The sequence below is a fragment of the Labrys sp. F242 genome (assembly GCF_057813875.1).
Window position 1 is genome coordinate 2,380,272 of the sequence record NZ_JBVASG010000001.1, and the last position, 24,786, is coordinate 2,405,057.

Genomic DNA, 24,786 nt, shown 5'->3' on the forward strand with positions numbered 1-24,786 from the left:
GTCTTGACGAGAACACGCGCAAGGTATCCTCATGCCGCCTTGAAAAGGCTGGCCCCACTGGAGTCGCAGCGGGAGGTCGAGCGGCAGGGAGCGAAGCGAATGAAAGACGATGATGGCTCGATCCGGCTCGATCAGGTCGATCTGCGTATCCTGGCACGCCTGCAGTCCGATGCCCGGGCCACCAACCAGGAACTTGCCGACGCCGTGGGCCTGTCGCCCAGCCCCTGCCTGCAGCGCGTCAAACGTCTCGAGAAGGCCGGCGTGATTTCGAGCTATCATGCCAGTATCGACATCGCCAAGGTCTGCCGACATGTCGACGTCATCGCCGCGGTGACCTTGAACAGCCACGGTCTCGACGATTTCCTCACTTTCGAGAAGATGGTGATGGGTATGCGCTATGTGGTGGAGTGCACCAAGGTGAGCGGCCCGATCGACTATCTGGTGCGCTTCGTCTGCCCCGATATCGGTTCCTACCAGATGCTGTCCGACGAGTTGCTGAAGCTCGGCCCCAAGATCGGCAATCTGTCGAGCTATATCGTGTTGAAATCGACCAAGCCTTTCAAAGGCGTGGCCCTCGACGATCTCGTCGCTCCACAACCTCGCTCCATGCTCCGCTTGGATTCCACCGCGAAAACCGCTACCCGGCAAGTGGAGTGAGTCCGTGAGAACTGGAAAAACATGTCAGGCATTCACCCCGAGGTGAACGACACATCGGCCCCGCCTCCACGGCGGGACAATTCCCGCTTCCTGATTGCCGGTATCCAGATGCCCGTGCCGGTCACCGGCCAGAACATCGCGGCGATGGCGGCGCAGTTGGAAAAAGCGGTCGCGCTCTATCCCGGCGTCGACATGGTGGTGTTCAGCGAACTGGCCGCGCACGGCCCGCTGCACGCCTGCGCTTCCCCCGATCCCTCGGCCGACGAGGCCATCTTCCAGGCCTTGGCGGCCAAGCATCGCATCTGGATCATTCCGGGCAGCGTCTTCGTCGAGCGCGACGGCAAGACCTACAACCACGCCGTGGTGATCAATCCCGCCGGCGAAATCGTCGGACGCTACGACAAGATGTTCCCCTTCATGCCGTTCGAGGCGGGCGTCACGGGGGGCAGCGAGTTCCTGATCTTCGACGTGCCGGAGGTCGGTCGTTTCGGCCTGTCGATCTGCTACGACATCTGGTTCCCGGAAACCACCCGCACCCTGACCTCGGCGGGCGTCGAGGTGCTGATCCACCCGGTGCTCACAGGCACCACCGATCGCCAGGCCGAGCTTGCCATCGTCCAGGCCACTGCGGTGATGTTCTCCTGCTATGTTTTCGACGTGAACGGCCTGGACGGCGGCGGCGTCGGCCGTTCGCTCGTCGTCGATCCGACCGGCGTGGTGCTGCATCAATGCGGCCAGGCCACCGAGATCTTCCCGATCAACATCGATCTCGGCCTGGTCAGGCAGGTCCGTACCGAAGGAGCAAACGGCCTCGGACAGGTCCTGAAATCGTTCCGCGACAAGAATGTCGTGCTGTCTACCTATGCCGATAATGGCGGCTCGGCCTATCTCGACAGCCTTGGTCCGCTGGTTCCGATGCGCAAGCGCGACTGGTCCTGACCACGGCCGACGGTCGAGGCTGGCATCCGCCGGGCAGCAGGCACGGCACGCTCCAAAAGCGGCGCTCCCTGCCCTCGTTCAGAGCATCTCGAGAGACTGTTTGCGACGTGGCGGCTGGAAGGCGGCGTCGAGGCCGGCACGATCGGCATCGCTGAGCCTGATCGCCAGCGAGCCCAGATTCTCCTTCACGCGTTCGGGATGGCGGCTCTTGGGAATGGCGACGATGCCGGGCTTGTCGAGGACCCAGGCGAGCGCAATCTGCGCGGGCGTCGCCCGATGGTCCCGCGCCATCGCGTCCAGCACCCGGTTCCTGGCCAGCGCCCCCTGTTCGATGGGGGAATAGGCCATGATCGGCATGGAATGTTCGCGACAATGGCCGACCAGATCGTATTCGATCCCGCGGCGCGTCAGATTATAGAGCACCTGGTTGGCCTGGCAGTCGGGACTGATCGCCTCGACCTCCTCCATGTCGTCCACGTCGAAATTGGAAACGCCCCAGCGCAGGATCTTGCCGGCCCGTTTTAATTCGTCGAAGGCCGCAATCGTCTCTTCGAGCGGTACCGAGCTTCGCCAATGCAGGAGATAGAGATCGAGGCGATCGGTGCCCAACCGCTTGAGGCTTTCTTCGCAGGAGCGCATTGCCTGACGGCGGCCGGCATTCGAAGGCAGCACCTTGGATACGAGATAGACCTGATCGCGCCGCCCCGAGATCGCCCGCCCGACCACCTGTTCGGCACCGCCGCTACCATACATCTCGGCCGTATCGATCAAGCGGATGCCAAGATCGAGTCCGGTACGCAAGGCGGCGACCTCTGCTCCGGCCTCCCGCCTCGCCTCCCCCATGCCCCAGGTGCCGAGCCCGAATACGGGCATGGACGAGCCATCAGGCAGCGTGGTGGTGGAAATCGTCGTCATGGCCTATCCCTCGAATCGGCATTAGGGAAAGCAAAGTCCCCATCGCTGTAACAATCCTATCGTCCGTCTCGCCCAAGTTCGACCCTTGCCAGCAGATCACAGGCTGCCAACGACCTGGAGACAGGAAATCGAGGCGAAAGATGGCGATTACCCGGTAATGTGCGCCAATTCCGGCACCGGCCTCGCTTTTCCCCCTACCTCTTTGCGGTAGATGAGGAGGAAAAAAGGTCGAAGGAAAGGCCATGTCGGTAACCGTTGCCGACAGGTGCCGGCAGCATCCAGGCCGCTCAATGCCTCTCCTTACGTCATCCGAGAGTGTATGAGCGGCATGACAGGCGCCGCCTTTATCCGCATGGCGGAATGCATTGCTACTTTCGGCCGAGGCGGAAACCGTTTTTGCCGCACCACCCCAAAAATACCCCGCAAATTTGCCGGTCTGCATTTTGAGATCGATTTCATTAAGTTGTCTGGGAACAAACTGTCTTCCATTCGAACGACCCCAGTGAGTCAGGCATCCATGAAAGAGCCGAAAGACCCGGCCATCGCAGCGGCACTCGAATATGAGTTCGCGACGCATGACGCGATAGCCAATCTCAGGGACCGCCGATCCCCGGCGAAGGTCCAGGCCTGCCTTCGCTGGGCCGACGCCCTGCTGCAACTTGAAGCCCTGCCCGATTCCGATCATCGCCGCGCCGGCGATTTCCTGGCCATGCGCGGCAAGATTCCGATCGAGGCCCGCCGGATCATCACCGATGCCATGGTGCGTCTGGATGCAGCCGCCATGGCCGCCGAGTGCCGCTTCGCCAAGACCCAGACGAAGCACTGATCGCAGTATTGCAGATCCGTCTCTGAACGCACCGCGCGCGCCTCGCCCGCGGTGTTGTCATGTTTGGTGATCCGTGACTGTGCTGCAGGACAGGCAGCAGAGATCGGAATGCCGGGAGGGCCGAGCGGGCCTAGACTCATCGTGAGCCAATCATGATGACGAAAGGACGAGCCCATGCCCGGCCAGCCGCGCCCCCAACCTGTTTCCTTGCCTGTTCCCGCCTCTTCCGGCGCGGACCGGATCGCCGCCTATCCCTGGCAAGGGCTGACGCAGGAACTCGATGATCATGGCTGTGCCGTATTGGAGGGCCTGCTCTCGCCGGACGAATGCCGGGGCATTGCCGATCTCTACGGCCAGGAACGGCATTTCCGCAGTCATATCCATATGGCGAGACACGGCTTCGGCCGCGGTGAATATCGCTACTTCGCCTATCCCCTGCCAGCGCTGATCAGCGATCTCAGAACGGCGCTCTATCCCCGCCTTGCCGCCACTGCCAATGCCTGGAACCAGCGCATGGGAATCGAGGCGGCTTATCCGGCCAACCATGTCGATTTTCTAAAGGCATGCCACTCAGCCGGCCAGAACCGGCCGACCCCGTTGCTGCTGCAATATGGGCCGGGAGATTTCAACTGTCTCCACCAGGATCTCTATGGCGACCTGGCCTTTCCGATCCAGGTGGCCATTCTCCTCTCGCAGCCTGGCCGCGATTTCGCCGGCGGCGAGTTCGTCCTTGCCGAACAGCGGCCCCGCATGCAGAGCCGCGTGGAGGTCGTGCCCCTGCGCCAGGGCGATGCCGTCGCCTTCGCCGTGCACAACCGGCCGGTCAGGGGCAGCAGAGGATCCTATCGCGTCAATCTGCGCCACGGCGTCAGCCGGGTCCGCTCGGGACAGAGACACACATTGGGTCTCATCTTCCACGACGCCCGATAGGGCACCAAAGGAAAGGCAGACTGCTACGCCTTCCCGCAGACTGCCGTCAGGGTTGTGCCGAAGCAGAAGAGCGCGGCACGATTTCCTGGCCATTGGGTGATGCCCCGACTCGATCCACTCTCACGACATCGCCGGGATAGACCGGGTCGGCTTCCGCCGCCTCGATGGTCTGCGTCTTGTCACCGACCCGCCGGATAATGGCAAAGGTGAGCTTGCTGTTGATATTGCCGATCTGGGAGACGACCGCCTGCGGCGCCTGCACTTCGGCGTTGTAGATGAGCCCCTGCGTCGTGGTCGTCTTCTCGGCATTCATGGAGATCTTGCCCCGGACATCCGAGATCTCGGTCAGAATGTCGTTGCGGCGCTTGTTGTGCAGGTCAACGATATCGCGTTCCGCCTTGGAGACATCCTGTTGGGCACGCAAGCTCAGCAGATCGATATCCAGGCGGTTGCTTTCGAACTGCGAGACGTTCTGGTCAAGCGCCAACTTGCGCGAGGCGACGGCTAGCCCCTTGGATACCAGGCTGTTGACATTGTCCAATTCCTGCTTGGCCAATTCGAGCTGGCGCTGCAGGGATTGGCTCTTGGCCTTGAGGGATTCGATTTCCGAGCCAAGCAGCTTCTTGGTCTGGTTGATCGCATCCTCCTGCGAGCGCAATGCCTGCTTGCGCGCTTCGAACAGGAGTTGCTCCTCCTTCATCATCTGAGCGATCTGCGGCGTGTCAGCCTGGCTCATCAGCTCCTTGGGGAAGGTAATGGTGTCGTTGCCCTGCAACTCGGCGTCGAGGCGTGCCTCGCGCGCCAACAGCCCCAGCCGTTCCACCCCCAGGGTCCGCAGATCGCCGCGATTGACCAGGCTCTCGCGCTGGAAGCTGAGAAGCCCGAAATCGGACACCCTCAGCACGCCGCCCGCTGTACTGACGGCCTGGAGCACGGTAAGGCCGGGCTTGTAGGGATACTGGCCGGGCGTGGTCACCATGCCCAATATATAGAAAGGCCGGTAGGTCGACACTTCCACCGAGGCATCGGGCCGATTGGAAAGGCCGATGCTGGCCTGCAGCTTCTCGCCGATCAGGACCGACAGGTCGCCCGTGCTCCTGCCTGCCGCCGGCACCTCGCCAATGAGCGGCAGGGATACGTTGCCGGATGCACCCACCACGAATTCGCCGGTCAGCGCACCCCATTCATGCACCTCGCTCGAGGAAGCACGCCAGTCATAGACCCTGATCTTGAGCTTGTCCTCCGGACCGAGCAGGTAGGGCTCGGCCAGCGCCGTCGTCGCAACACCCATCGTGGCAACAACCGCGGTCAGCAAGCCTGTCATCAAGCGACGAAGGCCTGCGCGCCGTGGTTTGCGGGAAAATGGGGCCCTGTGAAATGCTTCGAAACTCATGAGGCTCAATACCGTCCTTCAATGAACGGGCCTTGCGTGAAGGCCGGATCCGGTCTGCTTGAAATAACGTAGCGCTGCCGCTTCATCGACTATGCCTGAGCGCTCTTTTCATGCACGCGCCGTTCGACATAGGCACGCATTTTCTCGGTGAAGACTTCCTTGCCGAAGCCCGCCGCATGGGCCGAGATGGCCGACGGGTCGATCTCCATCTTCTCCAGACGCTCGATAGCATCGATGATGGCTTCCACGCTCTGGGTCTGGAAGAACACCCCGGTCCTGTCAGCGACCACGGTTTCCGTTGCCCCTCCCCGCCCATAGGCGATCACGGGACGTCCGCTGGCCATCGCTTCCACCGGTACGATGCCGAAATCCTCCTCTCCAGGGAACACCAAAGCGCGGCAGCGGGCATAATTGTGCTGCAACACGCTGAAAGGTTGCGGTCCCAGGACCGAAACGGTCGGCCCAGCCATGGCTTTGACTTTGGCGAACATCTCTCCGCCGCCAATGATGACGAGTTTCTTGCCGGTTCGGTTGAAGGCCTCCACCGCCAGATCTGGCCGCTTGTAGCGGACCAGCTCTCCCACCATCAGATAGTAATCCTCGAGTTCGGACGCCTCTACAGGACGAAATGCTGTTGTATCGACGGGCGGGAATATGACATCTGAATCGCGTCGATAATAAGACTGGACGCGTCGGGCCACCGTCTTTGAGTTCGACACGAAATGATCGACGCGTGACGCAGAGGCCGCATCCCAATTGCGAATATAATGCGCAATCGGGGGCATCATCATGCGAGTCACGAAGCCGCTACGCTCCCGATAATCATGGAACATGTTCCAGATGTAGCGCATCGGCGAGTGGCAATAGCAGATATGGGTCGCATCCGCGGGTGGCACGATTCCCTTGGCCGGTCCGGACTCGCTGCTGATCACCAAGTCGTAACCGCGAAGGTCGAGGTTCTCGAGGGCCATCGGCATCAAGGGCAAATAGGACTTGTAGAAACGATGGGCGGCGGGCAGCCGGTCGATAAAGGAGGTCGACACCTTATGCCGGCGGATCACCGGGGACACGGCGTCGGCCCGATAGACATGGGTAAAGATGTCGGCCTGCGGAAAAAGCTCGCAGAGCGCCTCGATAACCTTTTCGCCGCCACGCATGCCGACGAACCAGTAATGTACGATTGCAACTCGCATTGCACCAATTCTTCCTGCGGGCCCCAAGTCGATCGCCCAATTCAAAGCACACATACAGTTTTCGCCACCCGCGCCGAAGCATTCGGGCGTACGACGAAGGGGGTAATTCGCCCCATCCCACCAATGCACGAAACGCCGGCAAACTGCGACGGGATGACCGCAAGCCTCGCAGATTAGCAGGTGCCGGCTGGCCACGATGTGCGTTCTAGCACACATCCCCCCAGGGTGGGATATTCGGCCATTTTTGGCCTGAAACCCGCCAAATTCCTAGTGAGTCCCGCCAGGATTCCGCTTTCGGTACTATCCCTTCCCTCCCTTTGAAGACGCACCACGGGCTAATTGGCAGCCTCCCGGCGATGCCGAAAGCATGGCGTTCCTATTCGAGAGTCTAGGTTAGAGTATCGATGCCCCCCTCCGGGATAGGGGAAAATATGGCGAAGATGCAGAGCATTACCTCATCCAGCCTTCCAAAGAGATAGATCCAACGCCTTTCTATGATGCAGCGCACCCCATCCCTACCTCCTAAACGGTATGCAACCATTCAAATTCTATCCTTTTTGGATAGGGGTATGCCTCCAACTCGACGCAACGGTAGGTACCAACCCCCCCAAATTCCAATAGCTCTAATCCTTGATTTCCAACACAAAATTCAGCAATTCAGGGTCAATAAGTTCATCCAAATCAAAACACGTATCGGCTTGTGTTTACGAACGTCGGCAAAAACTTCCAAACGCCGCACCAAGTCCGAGTTTGTTTTGGCTGCTGCAGCGCAACATGCTGGACGGCAGCTCCACCCGAGATGAATGACATAACGTAATATAGCACTCTGACCGAGGCGAGAGATGGAAAACTTGGCTAGCTCGAACAGTCTTAGCCGTATATCCGGCAAGGACGATGCTTCCTTGTTCAAATCGAATAAGCAAAGAAGCGGCTTGTCCCTAGAATTGGCAAGGGGGAGCAAGCGCGTGCTGGATATCGTCACGGCTTCGGCCGCACTCGTTTTCCTGCTCCCACTTTTCCTGCTGCTGCTGGGCGCGCTGCTCGTCCTTCAGGGCCGACCGATCTTCATCCGGCACAACCGCGTCGGACGTGGCGGCGCGCTCTTCCCCTGCCTGAAGTTCCGCTCGATGGTGACGAACTCGGACGAGGTGCTGCGTGAGCACCTGGCCAGCAACAATGTCGCTCGTGAGGAATGGGAAGAAACTCACAAGCTCAAGAACGACCCGCGCATCACGCCGCTCGGCCAATTCCTGCGCAAGTCCAGCGTCGATGAACTGCCCCAGCTCCTCAACGTGATCCGCGGCGACATGAGCCTCGTCGGGCCCCGGCCGATCGTCCGCGACGAAATGGTGCGCTACGGCGCCCATATCGATGACTATCTCAAGGTGCGGCCCGGTCTCACCGGGTTGTGGCAGGTCAGCGGCCGCAGCGACGTATCCTATCAGCACCGTGTCAGTCTCGATGTCCGCTATGTGCGTGAATGGAGCCTGTGGAGCGATATCGTCATCATCCTGAAGACGATCCCCGCTGTGCTGCGTCCCTCTGGGTCTTATTGAGTTCGGTTCAAGAGTCGGTCGCAGTTCAAGCGATCGAGCAAATGTCAGCCTTGCGCCCGAAGTACCACCGACTTCGGGCGCTCTTTTTTGACCGCGGTGGCTTGTCTCAGCGAACCGCGCGCGCCGGCCCTCAGGTCGCTTGCATCGAAAGGGAATGCCTGCGATGAACGTCGACACATTGCCGCAATCGAGCGCGATTGCCCTGGCTCCTGCCCCACAAGCCCCTTCGTCTACGATGACCGAGCCGCTTTCCTTTGCGATCAATGGGCGCTTCTTCACTCAACCAGTCACCGGCGTGCAGCGCTACGCACGGGAGATCACCGCCCATCTCGATGAGCTTCTGCACGAGCAAGGAGGCCAGGCCAGCCTCTATTTGCCTGATAGCAGCGACGTTCCGGCATATCGCGCCATTCAGACCAGGCGGTCCCAACGCCTGCGCGGGCATCTTTGGGAGCAGATGACGCTGCCCACCCTCGATCGGCGCTTCCTCTTGAATCTGTGTAATCTGGGACCGGTTGCTCGAAGCAGGCAGATCGTCTGCATCCATGATGCCAATGTCGCCAATATGCCGGCGAGCTACAGCCTCGCCTTTCGCGCCGTTTACGGAACGCTCATTCCCCTGCTGGTCCGACGCGCCGCCGCGATCACCACCGTCTCGCATTTCTCGGCGGGAGAGCTTGCCCGCCATTTGCCGATCGCCCGCGAAGACATCGTCGTTCTGCCCAACGGCCATGAACACGTCTTTCGCTGGAATGCGTCCCGCTCCTCGATTCGCGCCAAGCATCGCTTGGAACGGCCTTACGTCTTCATTATCGGCAGCCGCGCCCGCCATAAGAACGTCGCCATGGTGCTCGGTCTCGCCAAGGCCCTGGATGAACGCGGCATCGACATTGTCGTCACCGGGGGCCAATCCAGCATTTTTGCCGCGGAAGAACACGGGACGCCCGCCCCGAACGTGCGCTTCATGGGCTTTGTCGACGATGACGACCTGGCAGCCCTGCTGCAAGGCGCGTTGTGCCTGCTGTTTCCTTCCCTCACCGAAGGCTTCGGCCTGCCGATCATCGAGGCGATGGCACTTGGCTGTCCCGTGATCTCGTCCGATCAGGCCAGCATGCCGGAAGTATGCGGCGATGCGGCGATGCTGGCCCCACCCGACCAGCCTACCATCTGGCTCCGCCATATCGAGAGCCTGGCCGCATCGGACGCATTGCGCGACACCTTCGCCGAACGAGGGCGCAAGCGTGTCGGAGCCTATTCATGGCGGAAATCGGCCCAAGGCTATCTCGACATCATTCGCGAGAGGCACGCCGGAAATGCATGACGCGTTCTTGGAAGTCATGCCTTCATCGTAACCTGTTTTCAGCCCCTGATTTGAGCTTGGCGCGTCGCGAACCGACATGAGCCAAACCTTCCGCCATTATTGCCAATAGTATTGCGAGCCAAGCATTGCGACTTGCCTTCCCTAACTCTATAAGCCCGATATTCGATCTGAATTCTGCATTGCCTGGGCGGAACAGGCCGCGTGGCAGCGCCTTGTCTCCTGGCTTTCCAATGTCGCCCTGTTCATGGATTTTGTTGAAGGTTCGAGGCCGCTGACATGCTTTATCTCAGGCCGCTGAATGATCAGCCCACGAGTTTCGGCTTGCGCGACATTCTTGTCGAGATCATGCGCTATGCCCGCGGCCTGGTGCTGTGGTTCATCCTCTGCGTCGTCGCCGCGATCATCTATATCGTCAGCACACCGCCGGAATATTATGCGGCCTCCTTCGTAATTCTGGAGCCCAGAAGTTCGTTCTCGAGTTCCCAGGGGGTAGACCCTGGCCTTCTGCAGACCAATCTCGATAATTCGCAGATCGAGAGTCAGATTCAGATCGTGAAGTCGGAGCGGGTTCTGCGTTTGGTGTTCCAGACGCTGAATCTGCAGAACGATCCCGAATTCGTTGGCCCGCTGCCCTCGCAGAATGTGACGCCGGACCTGGTCAAACGCCATGACGCAGCCGCTTTCACCACCTTCAGCGACCGCGTCTCGGTACGCCGAATCGGGCAATCCCTGGTGCTGGAGATCGGCTATCGCTCGAAATCCGCTACCAAGGCCGCCTCGATTGCCAACTCGGTCACCGCCGCCTTCATCCGCGACCAGATCGATGCCAGATCGCTGTCCATGCAGCGCAACAACGAATGGCTGCAAGGGCGTATCGACGAAATCAAGGGGCAGCAGCTGGCCATTGAGGACGCGGTACGCAGGGGTGTCCTGCCTGACCGCCAGTTCTCCGCCTCCGACGCCCGCATCATCAGTTCCGCGACGGAGCCGCTTTCGAAAAGCTATCCGCAAACGAAACTGATTCTGCTGCTGGCTGCTTCCTTCTCCCTGCTGACTGGCCTTGGTGCGGTCAGTATTTTTCACACGCTCAACCGCACGCTGCGCGCCAAGCGGCATGTGCAGCGTGAGCTCGGTCTCAATTGCATCGGCATCATCCCCTTTGCGACCGACGATCGCGGCTCCGGCCTGCCACACAACCTCGCTGATCTCCGCCGGGATCTGGTCAAGCTGCCGAAAACGCTGATGGAAGCGATCAAATCGCTACGGCTGTTCAAGCGGCGCCAAGCCAAGTCGGGCGAGAGCTACTTCGCCTACAGCACCTCTCAAGCGGGCATGCTCTCGCCCTTCGCCGAAAGCCTGAGGGCCGTGCGCACGGCAATCATGGGCAAGGAACAGAATTCCGGCGCGCGCGTCATCGGCATCGCATCGTGCCTGCCCCATGAAGGCAAGTCCACCATCGCCGCCAATCTGGCCCATCTGTTTGCCGCGAGTGGCCACCACACCATGTTGATCGACTGCGACCTGCGCGACGACGCGCTAAGCCGTCACTACGCCCCGGACGCCCGTTACGGCCTGAGCGAGGTCCTGCAACAGCGCGGCAAGCAGATCACCGCTTCCGCGATCAATCTGGCTCCTCGTCTCGATTTCATTCCTGCGAACAGGGCTGGGAGTTCGGCCGATATCGATCTCTTCATCGGTTCGTCCACCATGCAAGAACAATTCAACGCGCTGAACGCCTATGATTGCGTCATCGTCGATCTGCCAGCGATGAGCCTGTCCTCCGATGTCAAGGCAGTGGCACCACTCCTCGATACGATGATCTTTGTCATCGAAGCAGGCCGAACCACCAGTGACGATGTGACCGAGGCGCTCGATACCTTGCAGCAAGCCAATGGCAAGGTCATGGGTGCAGTGCTCAACAAAGTACCCCGGCGTGACTGGCCGGTACTTCTGCGCCGCCCTCGCCACTAAGCCGGCACGCATCGCTTATCGGCGCCCCCCCCTTCAATATAGCACCTTCCGCAGAACCCGGCCGCGTGCCTCGGTGCCTCCTTCGATTCGGGCCGAATTACCCCTTGGAGGGAATCCGTGCCCGCTCCGACGAGGTCGGTGAAGACTGTGCCGACCTCCGGGCAAAGCCCGCGGATGCCGTCGGTAGTGCCGTTTGGCCACGTAACGAGGCCAATTGGCATTCCGTCTACCCAACGTTCTCTCTCGTCCAATTTAGGGTACCGCCTTTGAGTTAGATAGTACCTAAATCGGTTCCGGCTTCCGCTTGCTTCCTATCAACATTGCTAGATTGAATTAGAGCAGGCCTTGCAACATTCTGCAGGGGCTCATGATGGCATTGCAGTGCTCTAGACCAAGGAAATACCAGACTGAATCGTCGAGGTGGCGGCAATTCACAAGTCTTTCCTTCGCGGAACATCCTACTCTTGCCAGGCATGACCAACGGACATCGGTCGAATTCATGATCCAGGGGACAGATTGTTCATTCTGTCACGCGCAAGAGTAGCTGTTTGTCTCTTGACCAGAATTCAGTCTTACCTTGTCCGTTTAACGTTATGTGAAGTGTTTGAATTGAATCCTGCAGATATATCCTCCTCGATGCCCTTGAGGCAGCTTGGTCAATCATATGGCACCACCATGGTAGTAAACAGTCCATCAGGACAAATCGCTCTCGTCAATCCCAGGACATTACAGAGAGACTGCATCGGCCGTGTCCTGGAAGTAGAGTTTCCTGATCGAAAAATCTTGCCATTCGCTCGACTGGAGGAATGGAATGCTGCTGCCGATGTGCATGAGGATGTTTCGCTCGTCATCATCTGTGAAGGCGAGGATCCGAGTGATTTGACCTCTCTGGCCGCGGCGGCCGCACATACCCCCTCCGCAGCGGTCATCATCCTGTCGGACTCCGAGGATCCAGCCAGCATTTTCAGAGCTCTCGACCTCGGCGTGAAAGGCTATATTCCCAGCACGCTCGGCGCCGAGGTGGCAATCGAGGCGACGCGGCTCGTCATTGCCGGGGGTGTCTTTGTGCCTGCTGCCAGTTTGATCCGGGCCACGGCCGAGCCTTCCCTTGGCCGCCAGGAGCAGACTGACCGACACTATCCGCGCATTTCTCCCCGACAATTGTCGATCATCGCGGCCGTCAGCCGCGGCAAGTCCAATGCCGCCATTGCGACGGAACTCAACCTGCGCGAGAGCACGGTGAAGGTCCATATTCGCAACATCATGAAGAAACTGAAGGTGAAAAGCCGGACGGCAATTGCCCATAAGTCCCGCGACATCCTGCGCGCCGAGGGCTATGAGCTTCATAGCGCCTCGGATATGCAGCGCCTCACATTGGATATCGCCAGGACCTCCTGACAAGAAGGTACTTGCCCCCTTTCATTCCCGGCTGTCTTACAGGTGGCTTCGTTCGCCGAGCCCGGCGATCACGCCGGCTTTACCGGCGGCTTGCCGGCTCCGTTCTGCCCGACAGGAAGGAACAGTCCCTCCTTTTGCCCCTGCCAAACCAGCACCCGGTTTCGTCCCTGCTGCTTGGCCCGGTACAGCAATTTATCGGCCCAGCCCAGCAAGGCAGAAGGCTTATCCGTCTGCGATATGAAAGCCACCACCCCGCCGCAGCTGATGGTCACCGCCTCGGCGGTGCGTGAACGGGCGTGCGGTAGATTAAGGTCGAGCACGGCCAACCTCAATCTCTCCAGCAGCGGCTCCAGCTCGTACAGGCCCGGCAACAGCAGGACGAATTCCTCGCCGCCATAACGAGCTGAAACATCGTAGGGGCGCCCGGCCCCAAGTGTGAGGGCCTGGGCGACTTGCCGCAGGGCCTCGTCGCCAGCGCCATGACCGTAATGGTCGTTGTATTCCTTGAAGTGGTCGACATCGATCATGGCGACGCTAAGCGGATCGCCGGAGCGAATGGCATGCCGCCAGGCCAGATCGAATGCCTTGTCGAAATAGCGCCGGTTCGCGATTCCTGTCAGGCCATCCCTTTCGGACAGGCGCTCCAGCTCATTGCGTTGCGCCACCAATTTGAGATGGTTGCGCACGCGCGCCCTCACGATCGCGGGGCTGATCGGCTTGAAGACATAGTCGGCAGCACCCAGCGACAGCCCACGCTCCTCGTCCTGTTCATCCGTGAGAGAGGTGATGAAGATCACGGCGATATTTGCAGTCTGGGGGTCGGAGCGAAGCCGACGCAGCACTTCGTAGCCGTCCATGCCCGGCATCGAGACATCGAGCAGAATTAAGTCGATGCTTCTTTCATCCCGTGCACGCTGGAGGGCAGTTTCCCCATCCTTCGCCAGGAGAATCCTGCATTCTCGTTGCAGCAGCTCAGCCAGCACGCTCCGATTGATCCGGTCATCGTCGACGATCAGCACCGTCTGCAGAAGAGCATCACTCACTCTGGAGATCTTTCAAACACCCGTTGATCCAAATCGGCGTTCAACTGCTGCAATAGGGTTGTTGCTTCGGCCAGCTCAAGTTCCTCGAAATGGCTCAGGATCGCTCTTGCTCTTTCGACTTCGACAGTTCCGGAGAGCTCGGCGATGATCTGATCCAATATGGCATAAGCGGCATAGTCGCCGCTTTGCAACAGGGGTTCGGTTGCCGCGATGAGTTCCAGAACCTTATGCAGATCGTCGCGTCCCGTCTCTCCCCTCTGCTCCACGGATATTACGGCAGGACGGTCGAGCTGACTAAGCAGCATTGCCAAGCCGTCACGAAACGGGGGTAAGAGAACCTGGAGTTCGTCGAGGTCACCGCGACGGGAAATCTCCTCGATGTCGGCTGCGGCCGCACATAAATCATGAGCGTCCAGATAAGAGGCCGCGCCTCTGACGGCGTGGGCGAGCGCCGCGATGGCTCCGGCGTCCCGCCGCGACATGTATTGATCAAGCTGTGCGGGTGCTTGTCTGAAGTCGCGAACGAAACCCTGAAGGAGGCGTTGCAACCGCTCACGGCTACCACCGAGACGTTTCTGGGCTGCGGATAGATCCACACCACTCAACCCAGCGAAAACGTCCTCTATATCGCCCCCCTCCGCAATCCTGGTCGGCGTCCCCTCGTCAACCCCTTGCGCTATGGATGCGGGTGAGAGCAATTCCATCAACGTTTGATACAGGGCGATCTCATCGATCGGCTTGGTCAAATGCGCGTTCATGCCCGCCGCAAGGCTGGCCTCGCGATCCTTGGTAAGGGCCTGTGCCGTGAGCGCAATCAGGGGCAGCGACGCCCAGCGCTCTTGCGCGCGTATCCTGCGCGTCGCGGTCAGGCCGTCCATCTCCGGCATGTGGACATCCATCAAGACGGCGTCGTAGGTGGCTGTTTCCAGCTTGGCCAGGGCATCGCTGCCATTCACTGCCGTGTCCACCTGCATACCTGCCAACTGCAGGAAATCGCCAACGACTTCCCGATTTAAAGCATTGTCATCAACCACCAGAATGTGCCGGCCGGAGAGTGTTGCCAAGATCTCGTCCTGGGCCTGGGGGAGCGCGATCTCGGGCGTTCCCCCGCTCGTTGCGGCAGAGGCCGTGCTTGCCGCGTCATGAAAGACCCCGACGATGGTGTTGAACATCACCGACACGGTGACTGGCTTGATGAGCACGCCATGCAGACCGAGCTGCTCCGCACGCCGGAGCACTTCCTCGCGGCCGTAGGCCGTCACCATCAGCACGGCCGGCGTGCTCTTCAGCTTCGCATCCGTTCTGATCCGCCCAGCGGTTTCCAGGCCGTCCATTCCGGGCATGCGCCAGTCCATCAGAACGACTTCGAAGGGCCGCTCCTGCTCGCAGGCCTGATTCAGTGCCACCAGCGCAGCCTTGCCGGAACCGACGGCATGGCTCTCCATACCGAAATCCCGCACCATCCCCGCCAATGTCTCACGCGCGCTGGCATTGTCATCGACGATCAGGACCCTTTTTCCCTTCAACTCCCCGCTGCGCAGAGCTCCATCATGCGAAGCGGAGCGCTGGGGTGACCTGAGTTCGACGGTGAAATAGAAGGTGCTGCCCTTGCCCAGCGTGCTCGAAACCCAGATCTGCCCATTCATGCCCTCGACGAGTCGTTTGCAGATGGCCAGACCGAGGCCTGTGCCGCCATATTTGCGCGAGACATGCTTCTCGGCCTGGGCGAAGGCTTGGAACAGGCCGGCGACCTGATCGGCATCGAGGCCGATCCCCGTATCCTGCACGGCGAACTGCAGCCGGACGGCATTGGAAACTCCGACCTGCTTGGCGTCGACCGACACCACGATCTCGCCCTTATGGGTGAACTTGACGGCATTATTCACCAGATTGATCAGCACCTGTCCGAGGCGGAGCGAGTCGCCGACGAGGCGCGAGGGCACATGCGGCGCCACGGCATAGATGATCTCGATACCCTTCTCCTCGGCCTTCATGGCCGTCACGGCGGAGACCGATTCCAGGACCGCCTCCAACCTGAATTCGCTTTCCTCCATTTCCAGCTTGCCGGCCTCGATCTTGGAATAGTCGAGAATGTCATTGAGGATGGAGGTCAGCGTCTGTGCCGATGCACTGATCTTGTCGAGATAATTGCGCTGCCTGGGATTTCGCTCCGCCTGAAGCGCCAGCCGGGTCATGCCGAGTACCGTGTTCATCGGCGTGCGGATCTCATGACTCATCACGGCCAGGAATTCGCCCTTGGCCGCTTGCGCGGCTTCCGCGGCCTTGCGCGCCTGGATCAGGGCCTGGGCCGTACGCCTTTCCTCGGTGACATCCTGGTTGATGCCCAGAGCGCGCAAGACCGACCCATTCTCGGCACGAAAAACTTCGGCCTGACCTCGAATGTGCCGGATAGCGCCATCGGGATGCACAATTCTGAATTCGCTTTCGAATGTCCCCGTCTTGCCGATGGCTTCCTGCCATTGCTTCAGCACGCGGTCGACGTCGTCGGGATGAAGCAAGGAAAGCCAGCGCTCGAGGCTGCCGTCGAAAGCATCGTGCTCCAAACCGTAGAGGGTATACATCTGCTCGTCCCAGATATATTTCTGCTCCCGAGCATTCATGTCCCATATGCCGACGCCACCGACTTTGATCGCAAGCTCCATGCGCTCCTTGAGGGCGACGATGAGATCCTCCGCTTGTTTGCGGGCGGTGATGTCCTGCATGACACCATCCCAGATCACCGTCCCATCGCCCTGATAGCGGGGAGCGGAGCGGCAATGGAGCCAGAGAATGCGGCCATCGCGCATGCGGGATCTGAACTGGCAATCGAATACGCTGCCACGCGAGAGCGAATCTTCGAGCATCGCGTTGTAGCCGGGCAAATCGTCTTCATGGATCGTCTGAATGAAGGCTTCTCGCCGTTCCATGATCTCGCTGGCTGGTACGCCGGTCAGAGCCAGGATGCCGGCACTCACATAGGGCAACGACAATTTGCCGTCCGGCGTCTGCACCAGGCGATAGACAGCGCCATGGGGCAGGTTGTCGACAAGCGAGCTGAGTTGGGCTTCCAGTTCCTTGTTCTCGGTGATGTCACGCATGAGCCAGATTGCGTGATCTCCGACTTGGGCTGCAGCCACTTCGGCGAGGCGTAACGCCCCGTCCCTGCGAAAGAAACTATGCTGTCCAGTGCGATAGGTCCTATCCACCTGAGCGCCGGACGAACCCGAGGTGAGAGCGTCAAACAGATCGCCGCCAAAATGCCTGGACCATGCATCGGGCTTCGACAACTCTTCCCGCCCGTAGCCGGTGAGTTCCTCGGCTGCCCGGTTGACCAGGATGCCATCGTCCGTCACGAAAACCGCACCAATCGGCAGGTTTTCCATCATTTCGGACAACCACCGAACGCGCGCCGACAATTCCATTTCGACCTGCTTGCGCGCGGTGATGTCAGTATGGGTTCCGATGACGCGCAGGGGCGAACCATCCTCATCGCGCTCGATGGCTTTACCGCGATCGAGAATCATGCGCCAGGATCCGTCCTTGGCCCGCATGCGCAGCTCAATGACGAAATCCGGAGCCTCGCCGCGTATATGCCGTTCCACCGCCTCCCAACCCGCCTGCAGGTCGTCCGGATGGATGCGATCGACGAACTCTTGGAGTGTCGGCCCAATCTCGTTCTCGGCATGCCCCAGCATCGCCTTCCACTGCCGGGAGTAGAAGACATGCCCGGTGCGCAGGTCCCAGTCCCACAATCCATCGCCCGCGCCATTGAGCGCAAATTCCCAACGCGCCTCGCTGTGACGCAAGGCTGCCTCCGTGGCGCGGATCTCCGTCACGTCGCGTGAAACGCCGATCAGGCCGATCACGTCGCCATTTTCATCGCGCCTTGGAACCTTGGTGACGAAGAAATAGCGCCTGGTGCCATTGACGATGAAGGTCTCCTCCATGGTCACGGCTTTGCCGCCCGCCATGATCTCCCGATCCGTCCGCAGGATTCGGGCCGCATTTTCCGGATCGACCACTGCCGTTAGATCCCGATCCAGAATCTCGGGCGCGGGCCGGCCCAGGAACCGGGCCGTCGCCTGATTGAGCATTACGAAGCGGCCGTCGAGGTCCTTCAGAAAAATGGCATCCGTGGTGCCATCGAAAACCGTCTGCAGCAAATTGGTGGTCTTGCGCAGTTCGGCCGTGCGCTCGGCGACCCTGATCTCGAGCCCGGCGTTGAGCCGGCGAATGGCATTCTCGGCCTCCACGCGCTCGCTGATGTTGCGCACGGTCGCAAAGAACGTCTTCCTGGCCTGATAGAGATGACAGGAGAGGCGGACCTCGACCGGAAAGATCGAGCCATCCTTGCGGCGATGCTTGGCGTAGAGCGTCTTCGTAACGCCGGGTTCGGCCGCCGCCCACACCTGCTTGGCCCATTCCAGGTCGAAATCCTCGACGATGTCGGGCACCGACATCTGCAGGAGTTCTTCCCTTGTGAAACCGGTGCTGAGGGTCACGTGATGGTTGACGTCCAGGAATCTGCCCTGATCGTCATGGACGAAGAAATCGTCGGCCACATGTTCCAGGAGCAAGCTGAAACGATTGTCGCCAAGTCGTTTTTCGGTTTCGATCCGTTTGCCGTCGCGCTGCACGTCGCTGCCACTCAGGAACAGCAGCCTCACATCATGCTCGATCTCGTTCCGAAAACGGATGACCAAGCTCTGGTAGGCAGGCGAGAACTCGGCCCCACCCTCCTTTTGAACCATCAGCACGCCGAAGATTTCACCCTTCGATCCATAGATCGGCGTCCCGAGGAGGACCTGCCCCGCCGCGGTGTCGATAGTGATGCCTGCTTGCCGATCTCCCTCGCCGGCGATGCTGAGCGCTTGTTTGCCGGCATCGCGTATAACCGCCTCGCTGAAGTGCTGCAGGGTGGTCTGGCCTGGCATTGGGCCGGGACGATAGGCATTGACCGCCCCTTGGCTGACGACGACGATCTCACCGTCTTGGCCGGCCCCTCGCGTGACAAGTGCGACTGCATTCTCCAAAAGCCCTGCCAAGGTATCGGCCGCAGCGGCCCATCCATCGAGCACAGCGGCGGGAATGACGGGCTTGATGTTGCCCGCGCCATCCTCTTGCTGACCGCTACTTCGCACATTCGAAGACATGCCTGCTTCCCTCTGAAACGCACGGCGTAGAGAAAGCTGCCCATCACGCGGGAACGGTATCATTGCCAAGCGATCATGACACCGTGCCATCGTCACCTAGAGCAAAGCGCGTTCAAGCCTGAACGCGCTTTGCTCTAGCTTCTTGTCTGGAAAGGGCCCTTGCGATTCTAGGCCACTCCTTCAAATCGCAAAAACACTTTAGCTTCCCAAAGCCCTGAGCCAGCGCTCGAACGAGGGCAGGCCATCCGCATCCTGAGCACTGTCTTTCACCAGACGGCTCGGCGCGGGGGCGCTGCGCGCCTGCCGTGGACTGTAGCCGAACTCCCGGCTGAAAGCGCGGCTGAAATCAGCCGCCGATGCGAAGCCGAAACTCTCGGCAATATCGGCGATCAAGCGGCGGTCCGAGGGATCGCTGAGCGCGGCGTGAGCGGCGAGCAGCCGTTGTTTCTGGATGTAGTGAACCACACCGCCGCTCGGCTCGAACAACTGGTAGAGATGAGTCCGCGATATGCCGAGTTCCCGGCATAACAGGTCGGGCGTAATGGCGGTTGTTTGTAGATTATTGCGGATGAAGCGCCGGGCACGTTCCATGGGCGCCACCGTTCCGTGCTTGCTGGCCGCCACCACCCGCTCTTCGGTGGACGCCACACAGGCCAGGACCATATCCCTGGTGGCATTGACCACACCGGGTAGATCATCCTTGCTGAACTCGCTCAGCCGTGCCTCCACGGTGTCGACGTGGCTGACCAGCAGGCCGGCAAGGTTACGCGACAGAATCCGATTGTTGTCGGCATCGAGAATCGCAGTCGAATCGGCAAAGAGATCGCGCGGCAAATAAAGCGTCAGGCTCTGCGATTCGAGCATTCTGCCGCGGAAAGCGTGGCCGAGAGAGCGGATCTCGACCGTTCCCGGCTGGCTCTCGACGACACGTCCGCCAACCTCTGTCCATGCCTTTCCCTCGCGCCTGAGAATGACCACCCAATGATCGATGAGACTGGAGCGAAGCTTAGCGGCGGAACGATGATAACTGTGGGCAGACGCCTTCTGCTGCACGACCAGCATGCCGCCGAGATTCCACGCGATCTGACGCGCTGCAAATCCTTGCTCCGCCGTCACGCCATCGGGAAGCGTCAGATCGGCAAGCGGCGCATTGAGCGCTTGCCAGGCCTCGAACTGCTCGCGCGGCGGGAATGTTTCTGTCGAAAAAACCAGAGGCGCCAGAGCTGGAGGTGGAGGTGGATTGTCGTTTTGCTGAGAACCGGATTGTCGCGACCAACGGCGGCGCTCCTTGCCAGGGCGCTGGGCCGGGGCACCGGAGACCGGCTTCTGATCGTTGCGGGACGCGCCATCGTCCATTCTGTTTTCCTCGCTTTCGCGGCAGGCTCACGCAAATCGGGAGCTCATATATCTTGCCGACGGCACCTCGAGGTGGCGACCGCACCTGTTATTATGAACAACAAAGGAAATCTTCAAAAGAGACTTTTCAACGCGTCCAGCCCCTCCTCCTTTACCTTATGCACAAGTGGATTGCCGATTCGTGCCTGTTGCGCAAACCAACGTGTCGCACGGTAAGGTTGCGCCATGCCCAAGGGGATATTTCATAAAATCATACCGTTCAACGGATATATCGTAGAGGTTATTACCAATTATACAGAGGCATATCTCCATCGCAAATTCCGCCCTTCGCCGCCGTCCCCTCACGCGTGCGTACTCAGGCAGTAACAATATATACGGCAAAAGAGCTCAAATCCCCGCCCCTGGCACAGCTCCCGCGAGGGCAAGGCGTATGAGGCCATACGCCCTTGGAGACATTTAGCTACCACGTCCGGACCAGATTGCCTCGGAATTTGTACTCATTGCTATGTCTGCGGACTCCAAGCTAACGACCAAATCATCGATCTCGCATAACTTGCCCCTTAGTCAGCATAGTACCAACACGTTGCGGATTGATCATGAACATCGCCTTCCCAGACGCTTCCACCATCCTCGACAGGCGGCGGCCCTTGCAGTACCAGCGCGACAGACGGGCCTTCGACGAGGTCAGCGATGAGGCCTCGCCCGTCCGCAAGGACAAGGACAGCGTGGCAGAAAAAGCCACGATCAGCATCATCAACGACAACACCTTCACGCGTGACTGCCTGAGCCGTTGCCTTGGTGACGCTGTCAGCGAGTTCGAAATCCGCGCTTATGAAAGCATCCGGGAATGGCAGGATGCGGCAACGAAGTCCGCCATGCCAATCATTCTCCTGTGCGCAACCGGGCGCCAGGCGACCGAAACCGCCCTCCACCAGGGTTTGGATGCCATTCTGCAGACGACGGCCGACGCGAGGGTCATCGTAATCTCCGACGTCGAGGACCCTGCCGGCATGGTCGCCGCGCTGGAGCGCGGCGCCAAGGGTTATGTGCCGATGAGCCTGGATCTCGACGTGACCATCGGTGCCGTCAATCTGGTGAATGTCGGCGGCACGTTCATTCCTGCCAGCAGCCTGCTTTCCGTGCGCGGCGCCAGTTCGCCTGCCGCCGAAGTCAAGCCGCAGAGGCGCGCTTCCGCCTTGCTGACTGAACGGCAGTTGACCGTGCTTGAAAATCTTCGCAAGGGTGATCCGAACAAGGTCATCGCTCACAAGCTCAACATGAGCGAATGCACCGTGAAGGTCCACGTGCGGAACATGATGAAGAAGATTCAGGCTCGCAACAGAACCGAACTCGTCTGCATGACCAGCGAACTCTTTCAGTCATAATAGCACACCAAAAGGCTGTTGAAACCAAATGACCACCGGTGCGAGAAGTATCGAATAGCCTGACAAACGTTGCTCCGACCTCGGATTCTGATGCGTCCAATATCGACCCCGATGAAATCTTAACAAGACCACTGGAGTGCTGTAGCATCGTTGGCGATCTCAATTGCGATGTCTGCTTCGCCGAGGCGCGCCAATGATCGTCAGGCACGACAAGGATACATTGGAAAGAAGCATGCCACTTACGCGTGACAGAGGCATTCAGCTCCTCGGCCGTTCGGTTCAGGAGAGCGACAAGGCAGTTGCGGTCCTCAACGCCCGGCGCGAAATAGTCTGGATCAACCCCAGCTTCACCAAGATGCTCGGATATCAGTCCGAGGACGTGATCGGTCGCCCGCTCGTTTCGGTGCTCATCAGCAAGACCACCCCTTCGGCGGCCCGCCTCAGCCTCGAGCGTCTCGTCAACGCCAAGCGCGGCGGCCTGGAAGAGATCAATGGCCGCGACAAATTCGGCAATGAAATCACGCTGCTGATCTATACCGATCATATTCGTGACATTGACGAGAACGTCACCGAGACGATTGTCACCATCCATAGCAATACCCCTGCGCGAATGATCCAGACGCTCCAGAACAATGTGCTGGAGGAGTTGGTATCCGGCGCCTCGCTGGAGAGCGTATCGGAATTCATCTGCAAGAAGGCGGAGTTCATCACGCGAGACGTCATCTCGACGATTCTGAGGGTAGACCAGAACGGCCTGCTCCACCCCCTCGCCGCCCCAAGCCTGCCGCAATATTATTCGGACGCCTTGGATGGGATCGCGATCGGTCCCAGCGTCGGCTCCTGCGGGACGGCAGCCTATTTCGGTGAGCCCGTGCTCGTCGACGATATCGAGACCAATCCGCTTTGGACTCCCTACAAGGGGCTGGCCTTGCCGCTGGGTCTGCGGGCCTGCTGGTCCGTCCCCATCAAGCTGCGGGATGGCCGGGTTGCCGGCACCTTCGCCTTCTATTTCCGCGAAAAACGCGGCCCCAGCTATCTGCATGAGGAAATCGTCACAGCCTGCGTTCATCTGTGCGCCCTGGCGATCGAGCAGCACGAGGCCAAGGAGCATATCAACCGGCTTGCCTATTTCGATATGCTGACCGGCCTGCCCAATCGCCGCCAGATTTATCAAAAGGCCGGCCAGGCGATCGTGGAAGCCAGTGAGAAGCAAGGCACGATGGCGCTGCTGCGCCTCGACGTCAAACGCTTCAAGGACATCAACGATACATTCGGCCATTCCACAGCCGATCAGATCCTCGGCCAGGTCGCCACCCGCTTGCAGAACCAGCTTCGACCCACCGACATTGTCGGGCGCTTCGGCGGCGATGTCTTCGTGATCATGCTGCCGGAGGCCGACAGTGCCTATGCCAGCATGGTTGCCAGAAAGCTGGTGGACGCCGTCGCCAAACCTTTTGCGATCGCGGATCTGTTGCTGCCGATCTCGATCAGCATCGGCATCAGCCTTTATCCAGATAATGGCACCGATGTCGAAACCCTGTTGAAACGGGCCGATTCCGCCGCCTGCAAAGCCAAGGCAGCCGGACAGGAAGCCGTTTGCCTGTATGAACATGAGGTTGTCGACGGCGCGCAGGAGCGGGTGATCTTGGGCGCAGCCCTGCGTGAAGCCGTCTCGCAGGGGCAGTTGCGATTACTCTATCAGCCGCAAGTCAACCTCGCGGACGGTACCCTGCACGGTGTCGAGGCCCTCATCCGTTGGGCTCATCCCGTTTTGGGCGATATTTCCACCAGCCGCTTCATCATGATCGCCGAGCAGATCGGCCTGATCGATGAAATCGGCATCTGGGCGCTCAGCGAGGCCTGCCGCCAGATGGCCGTCTGGCGAGCGGCTGGCAAGCACATTCCGGCGATTTCAGTGAATCTTTCACCCCTGCATTTCCGTAACCGCAATCTGCCCGATGTCGTGGCTCATCTGCTGCGCCAATACGACATTCCCAAGCACACCTTGATGCTGGAGATCACCGAAGGCGTGATGATGGACGATCATCCGACCACCCTAGCCACCATCGCCGCCATCCAGGCTCTCGGCGTCGGACTGTCCATGGATGATTTCGGCACCGGCTATTCGAGCTTGAGCCGCCTGACCCATGTTCCTTTCTCGGAGCTGAAGATCGATCGCAGCTTCATCGAGGGGATGGTAACCGACCCCAGCGCGCTTGCCGTGGTGACGGCAATCAACAGCATCGGTCAGAGCCTCAACATCGCGGTCGTCGCGGAAGGCGTGGAAACCGAAACGCAGCAACAAATGCTGCGGGAACTGGGTTGCGAGATCGTGCAGGGATATCTGCTGAGCCGCCCCTTGAATGCAGCCGATCTCGAACTTTGGCTACGGGAGAGGCAAGATGGTAACCGCTCGCCTGCTTCTCGAAAGATGAAGGCAGAGATTTTGACTGCCTGACCCATCTCCGCTCCGGGAGGTGGAATTTCAAGTCGACGAAAAGCCAGCAGCGCACTCGGGCATCCAGATGGGATCGCCGCCGCCCGGTCATGTGCAACTTCCGCCCCCAATCATCGCGAGAGCGTTTTGCGATTTGACGGAGTCACTTAGAATCGCAAAGACGCGTCGAAACAAGGACTTAGAGCAAACAAGCGTTCAGTCATGAAAGCGTTTTGCTCCAGAGCACCGGACCTGATGTTGGAATTGGGCTTGGCGCCGTAGGGCCCCGTGCTCATAGTTCCATTACAACCGG

The 24,786-nt window shown here is 59.8% G+C and carries 17 protein-coding genes; 11 read left to right on the top strand and 6 right to left on the bottom strand.

Going from position 1 to position 24,786, the window contains the following annotated elements; genetic code table 11:
• Positions 1-99: 99 nt before the first annotated feature.
• Positions 100-657 (top strand): Lrp/AsnC family transcriptional regulator, encoded by a 558-nt coding sequence (locus ACZYTC_RS11230; RefSeq protein ID WP_434955999.1) that lies wholly within the window; start codon positions 100-102, stop codon positions 655-657.
• Positions 658-678: 21 nt separating this feature from the next.
• Positions 679-1,596: a carbon-nitrogen hydrolase family protein gene (locus ACZYTC_RS11235; protein WP_488989611.1), complete on the top strand. Its 918-nt coding sequence runs from the start codon at positions 679-681 to the stop codon at positions 1,594-1,596.
• Between the two features lie 78 nt (positions 1,597-1,674).
• On the opposite strand, the gene ACZYTC_RS11240 is transcribed toward ACZYTC_RS11235, so the two are convergent.
• Complete coding sequence (locus ACZYTC_RS11240) at positions 1,675-2,511, bottom strand: aldo/keto reductase (RefSeq protein ID WP_488989612.1); 837 nt, start codon at positions 2,509-2,511, stop codon at positions 1,675-1,677.
• A gap of 319 nt (positions 2,512-2,830) precedes the next feature.
• Here ACZYTC_RS11240 and ACZYTC_RS11245 point away from each other — a divergent pair, with 319 nt between their 5' ends.
• Together ACZYTC_RS11245 and ACZYTC_RS11250 are read left to right on the top strand one after the other, a co-directional pair.
• Positions 2,831-3,337 carry a hypothetical protein gene (locus tag ACZYTC_RS11245; RefSeq protein WP_441772532.1) on the top strand — a complete coding sequence of 169 codons (507 nt, stop codon included), beginning with the start codon at positions 2,831-2,833 and terminating at the stop codon, positions 3,335-3,337.
• A gap of 174 nt (positions 3,338-3,511) precedes the next feature.
• Complete coding sequence (locus ACZYTC_RS11250; RefSeq protein ID WP_488989613.1) at positions 3,512-4,267, top strand: 2OG-Fe(II) oxygenase; 756 nt, start codon at positions 3,512-3,514, stop codon at positions 4,265-4,267.
• A gap of 46 nt (positions 4,268-4,313) precedes the next feature.
• On the opposite strand, the gene ACZYTC_RS11255 is transcribed toward ACZYTC_RS11250, so the two are convergent.
• Positions 4,314-5,582, bottom strand: a complete 1,269-nt coding sequence (locus ACZYTC_RS11255; protein WP_434955994.1) for a polysaccharide biosynthesis/export family protein — start codon at positions 5,580-5,582, stop codon at positions 4,314-4,316.
• A 167-nt stretch (positions 5,583-5,749) separates the two neighbouring features.
• Positions 5,750-6,853 (bottom strand): glycosyltransferase, encoded by a 1,104-nt coding sequence (locus tag ACZYTC_RS11260; RefSeq protein WP_434959624.1) that lies wholly within the window; start codon positions 6,851-6,853, stop codon positions 5,750-5,752.
• Positions 6,854-7,695: 842 nt separating this feature from the next.
• Between ACZYTC_RS11260 and ACZYTC_RS11265 the strand changes: the two genes are divergently transcribed.
• The 4 genes from ACZYTC_RS11265 to ACZYTC_RS11280 all read left to right on the top strand — a co-directional run bounded on the left by ACZYTC_RS11265 (position 7,696) and on the right by ACZYTC_RS11280 (position 13,099).
• The gene (locus ACZYTC_RS11265) at positions 7,696-8,409 is read left to right on the top strand and encodes a sugar transferase (RefSeq protein WP_434955993.1); all 714 of its coding nucleotides are present in this window, start codon (positions 7,696-7,698) and stop codon (positions 8,407-8,409) included.
• A 163-nt stretch (positions 8,410-8,572) separates the two neighbouring features.
• Complete coding sequence (locus tag ACZYTC_RS11270; RefSeq protein WP_488989614.1) at positions 8,573-9,730, top strand: glycosyltransferase family 4 protein; 1,158 nt, start codon at positions 8,573-8,575, stop codon at positions 9,728-9,730.
• A 276-nt stretch (positions 9,731-10,006) separates the two neighbouring features.
• Positions 10,007-11,701 carry a CpsD/CapB family tyrosine-protein kinase gene (locus tag ACZYTC_RS11275; RefSeq protein ID WP_488989615.1) on the top strand — a complete coding sequence of 565 codons (1,695 nt, stop codon included), beginning with the start codon at positions 10,007-10,009 and terminating at the stop codon, positions 11,699-11,701.
• Positions 11,702-12,310: 609 nt separating this feature from the next.
• The gene (locus ACZYTC_RS11280) at positions 12,311-13,099 is read left to right on the top strand and encodes a LuxR C-terminal-related transcriptional regulator (protein ID WP_441772535.1); all 789 of its coding nucleotides are present in this window, start codon (positions 12,311-12,313) and stop codon (positions 13,097-13,099) included.
• Positions 13,100-13,167: 68 nt separating this feature from the next.
• On the opposite strand, the gene ACZYTC_RS11285 is transcribed toward ACZYTC_RS11280, so the two are convergent.
• On the bottom strand, positions 13,168-14,142 hold the full coding sequence (locus ACZYTC_RS11285; RefSeq protein ID WP_488989616.1) for a diguanylate cyclase domain-containing protein: 975 nt from the start codon (positions 14,140-14,142) through the stop codon (positions 13,168-13,170).
• Positions 14,139-18,704: a PAS domain S-box protein gene (locus ACZYTC_RS11290; RefSeq protein ID WP_488989617.1), complete on the bottom strand. Its 4,566-nt coding sequence runs from the start codon at positions 18,702-18,704 to the stop codon at positions 14,139-14,141. Before ACZYTC_RS11290 ends, ACZYTC_RS11285 begins: the two co-directional genes overlap by 4 nt.
• Here ACZYTC_RS11290 and ACZYTC_RS11295 point away from each other — a divergent pair.
• On the top strand, positions 18,648-19,325 hold the full coding sequence (locus tag ACZYTC_RS11295) for a hypothetical protein (protein WP_488989618.1): 678 nt from the start codon (positions 18,648-18,650) through the stop codon (positions 19,323-19,325). The two genes, ACZYTC_RS11290 and ACZYTC_RS11295, sit on opposite strands and share 57 nt — an antisense overlap.
• A 168-nt stretch (positions 19,326-19,493) precedes the next feature.
• On the opposite strand, the gene ACZYTC_RS11300 is transcribed toward ACZYTC_RS11295, so the two are convergent.
• On the bottom strand, positions 19,494-20,651 hold the full coding sequence (locus tag ACZYTC_RS11300) for a helix-turn-helix domain-containing protein (protein ID WP_441772539.1): 1,158 nt from the start codon (positions 20,649-20,651) through the stop codon (positions 19,494-19,496).
• 596 nt (positions 20,652-21,247) lie between these two features.
• Between ACZYTC_RS11300 and ACZYTC_RS11305 the strand changes: the two genes are divergently transcribed.
• Complete coding sequence (locus tag ACZYTC_RS11305; RefSeq protein ID WP_488989619.1) at positions 21,248-22,036, top strand: LuxR C-terminal-related transcriptional regulator; 789 nt, start codon at positions 21,248-21,250, stop codon at positions 22,034-22,036.
• Positions 22,037-22,268: 232 nt separating this feature from the next.
• Positions 22,269-24,494: an EAL domain-containing protein gene (locus tag ACZYTC_RS11310; protein ID WP_488989620.1), complete on the top strand. Its 2,226-nt coding sequence runs from the start codon at positions 22,269-22,271 to the stop codon at positions 24,492-24,494.
• Positions 24,495-24,786 lie beyond the last annotated feature (292 nt).

Coding starts and splice junctions, on each gene's coding strand:
- ACZYTC_RS11240 (WP_488989612.1), bottom strand. CDS start 2,511: ATGACGACGATTTCCACCACCACGCTGCCTGATGGCTCGTCCATGCCC.
- ACZYTC_RS11245 (WP_441772532.1), top strand. CDS start 2,831: ATGAGCGGCATGACAGGCGCCGCCTTTATCCGCATGGCGGAATGCATT.
- ACZYTC_RS11260 (WP_434959624.1), bottom strand. CDS start 6,853: ATGCGAGTTGCAATCGTACATTACTGGTTCGTCGGCATGCGTGGCGGC.
- ACZYTC_RS11275 (WP_488989615.1), top strand. CDS start 10,007: ATGCTTTATCTCAGGCCGCTGAATGATCAGCCCACGAGTTTCGGCTTG.
- ACZYTC_RS11270 (WP_488989614.1), top strand. CDS start 8,573: ATGAACGTCGACACATTGCCGCAATCGAGCGCGATTGCCCTGGCTCCT.
- ACZYTC_RS11295 (WP_488989618.1), top strand. CDS start 18,648: ATGGTTGACGTCCAGGAATCTGCCCTGATCGTCATGGACGAAGAAATC.
- ACZYTC_RS11235 (WP_488989611.1), top strand. CDS start 679: ATGTCAGGCATTCACCCCGAGGTGAACGACACATCGGCCCCGCCTCCA.
- ACZYTC_RS11305 (WP_488989619.1), top strand. CDS start 21,248: ATGAACATCGCCTTCCCAGACGCTTCCACCATCCTCGACAGGCGGCGG.
- ACZYTC_RS11265 (WP_434955993.1), top strand. CDS start 7,696: ATGGAAAACTTGGCTAGCTCGAACAGTCTTAGCCGTATATCCGGCAAG.
- ACZYTC_RS11230 (WP_434955999.1), top strand. CDS start 100: ATGAAAGACGATGATGGCTCGATCCGGCTCGATCAGGTCGATCTGCGT.
- ACZYTC_RS11250 (WP_488989613.1), top strand. CDS start 3,512: ATGCCCGGCCAGCCGCGCCCCCAACCTGTTTCCTTGCCTGTTCCCGCC.
- ACZYTC_RS11300 (WP_441772539.1), bottom strand. CDS start 20,651: ATGGACGATGGCGCGTCCCGCAACGATCAGAAGCCGGTCTCCGGTGCC.
- ACZYTC_RS11310 (WP_488989620.1), top strand. CDS start 22,269: ATGCCACTTACGCGTGACAGAGGCATTCAGCTCCTCGGCCGTTCGGTT.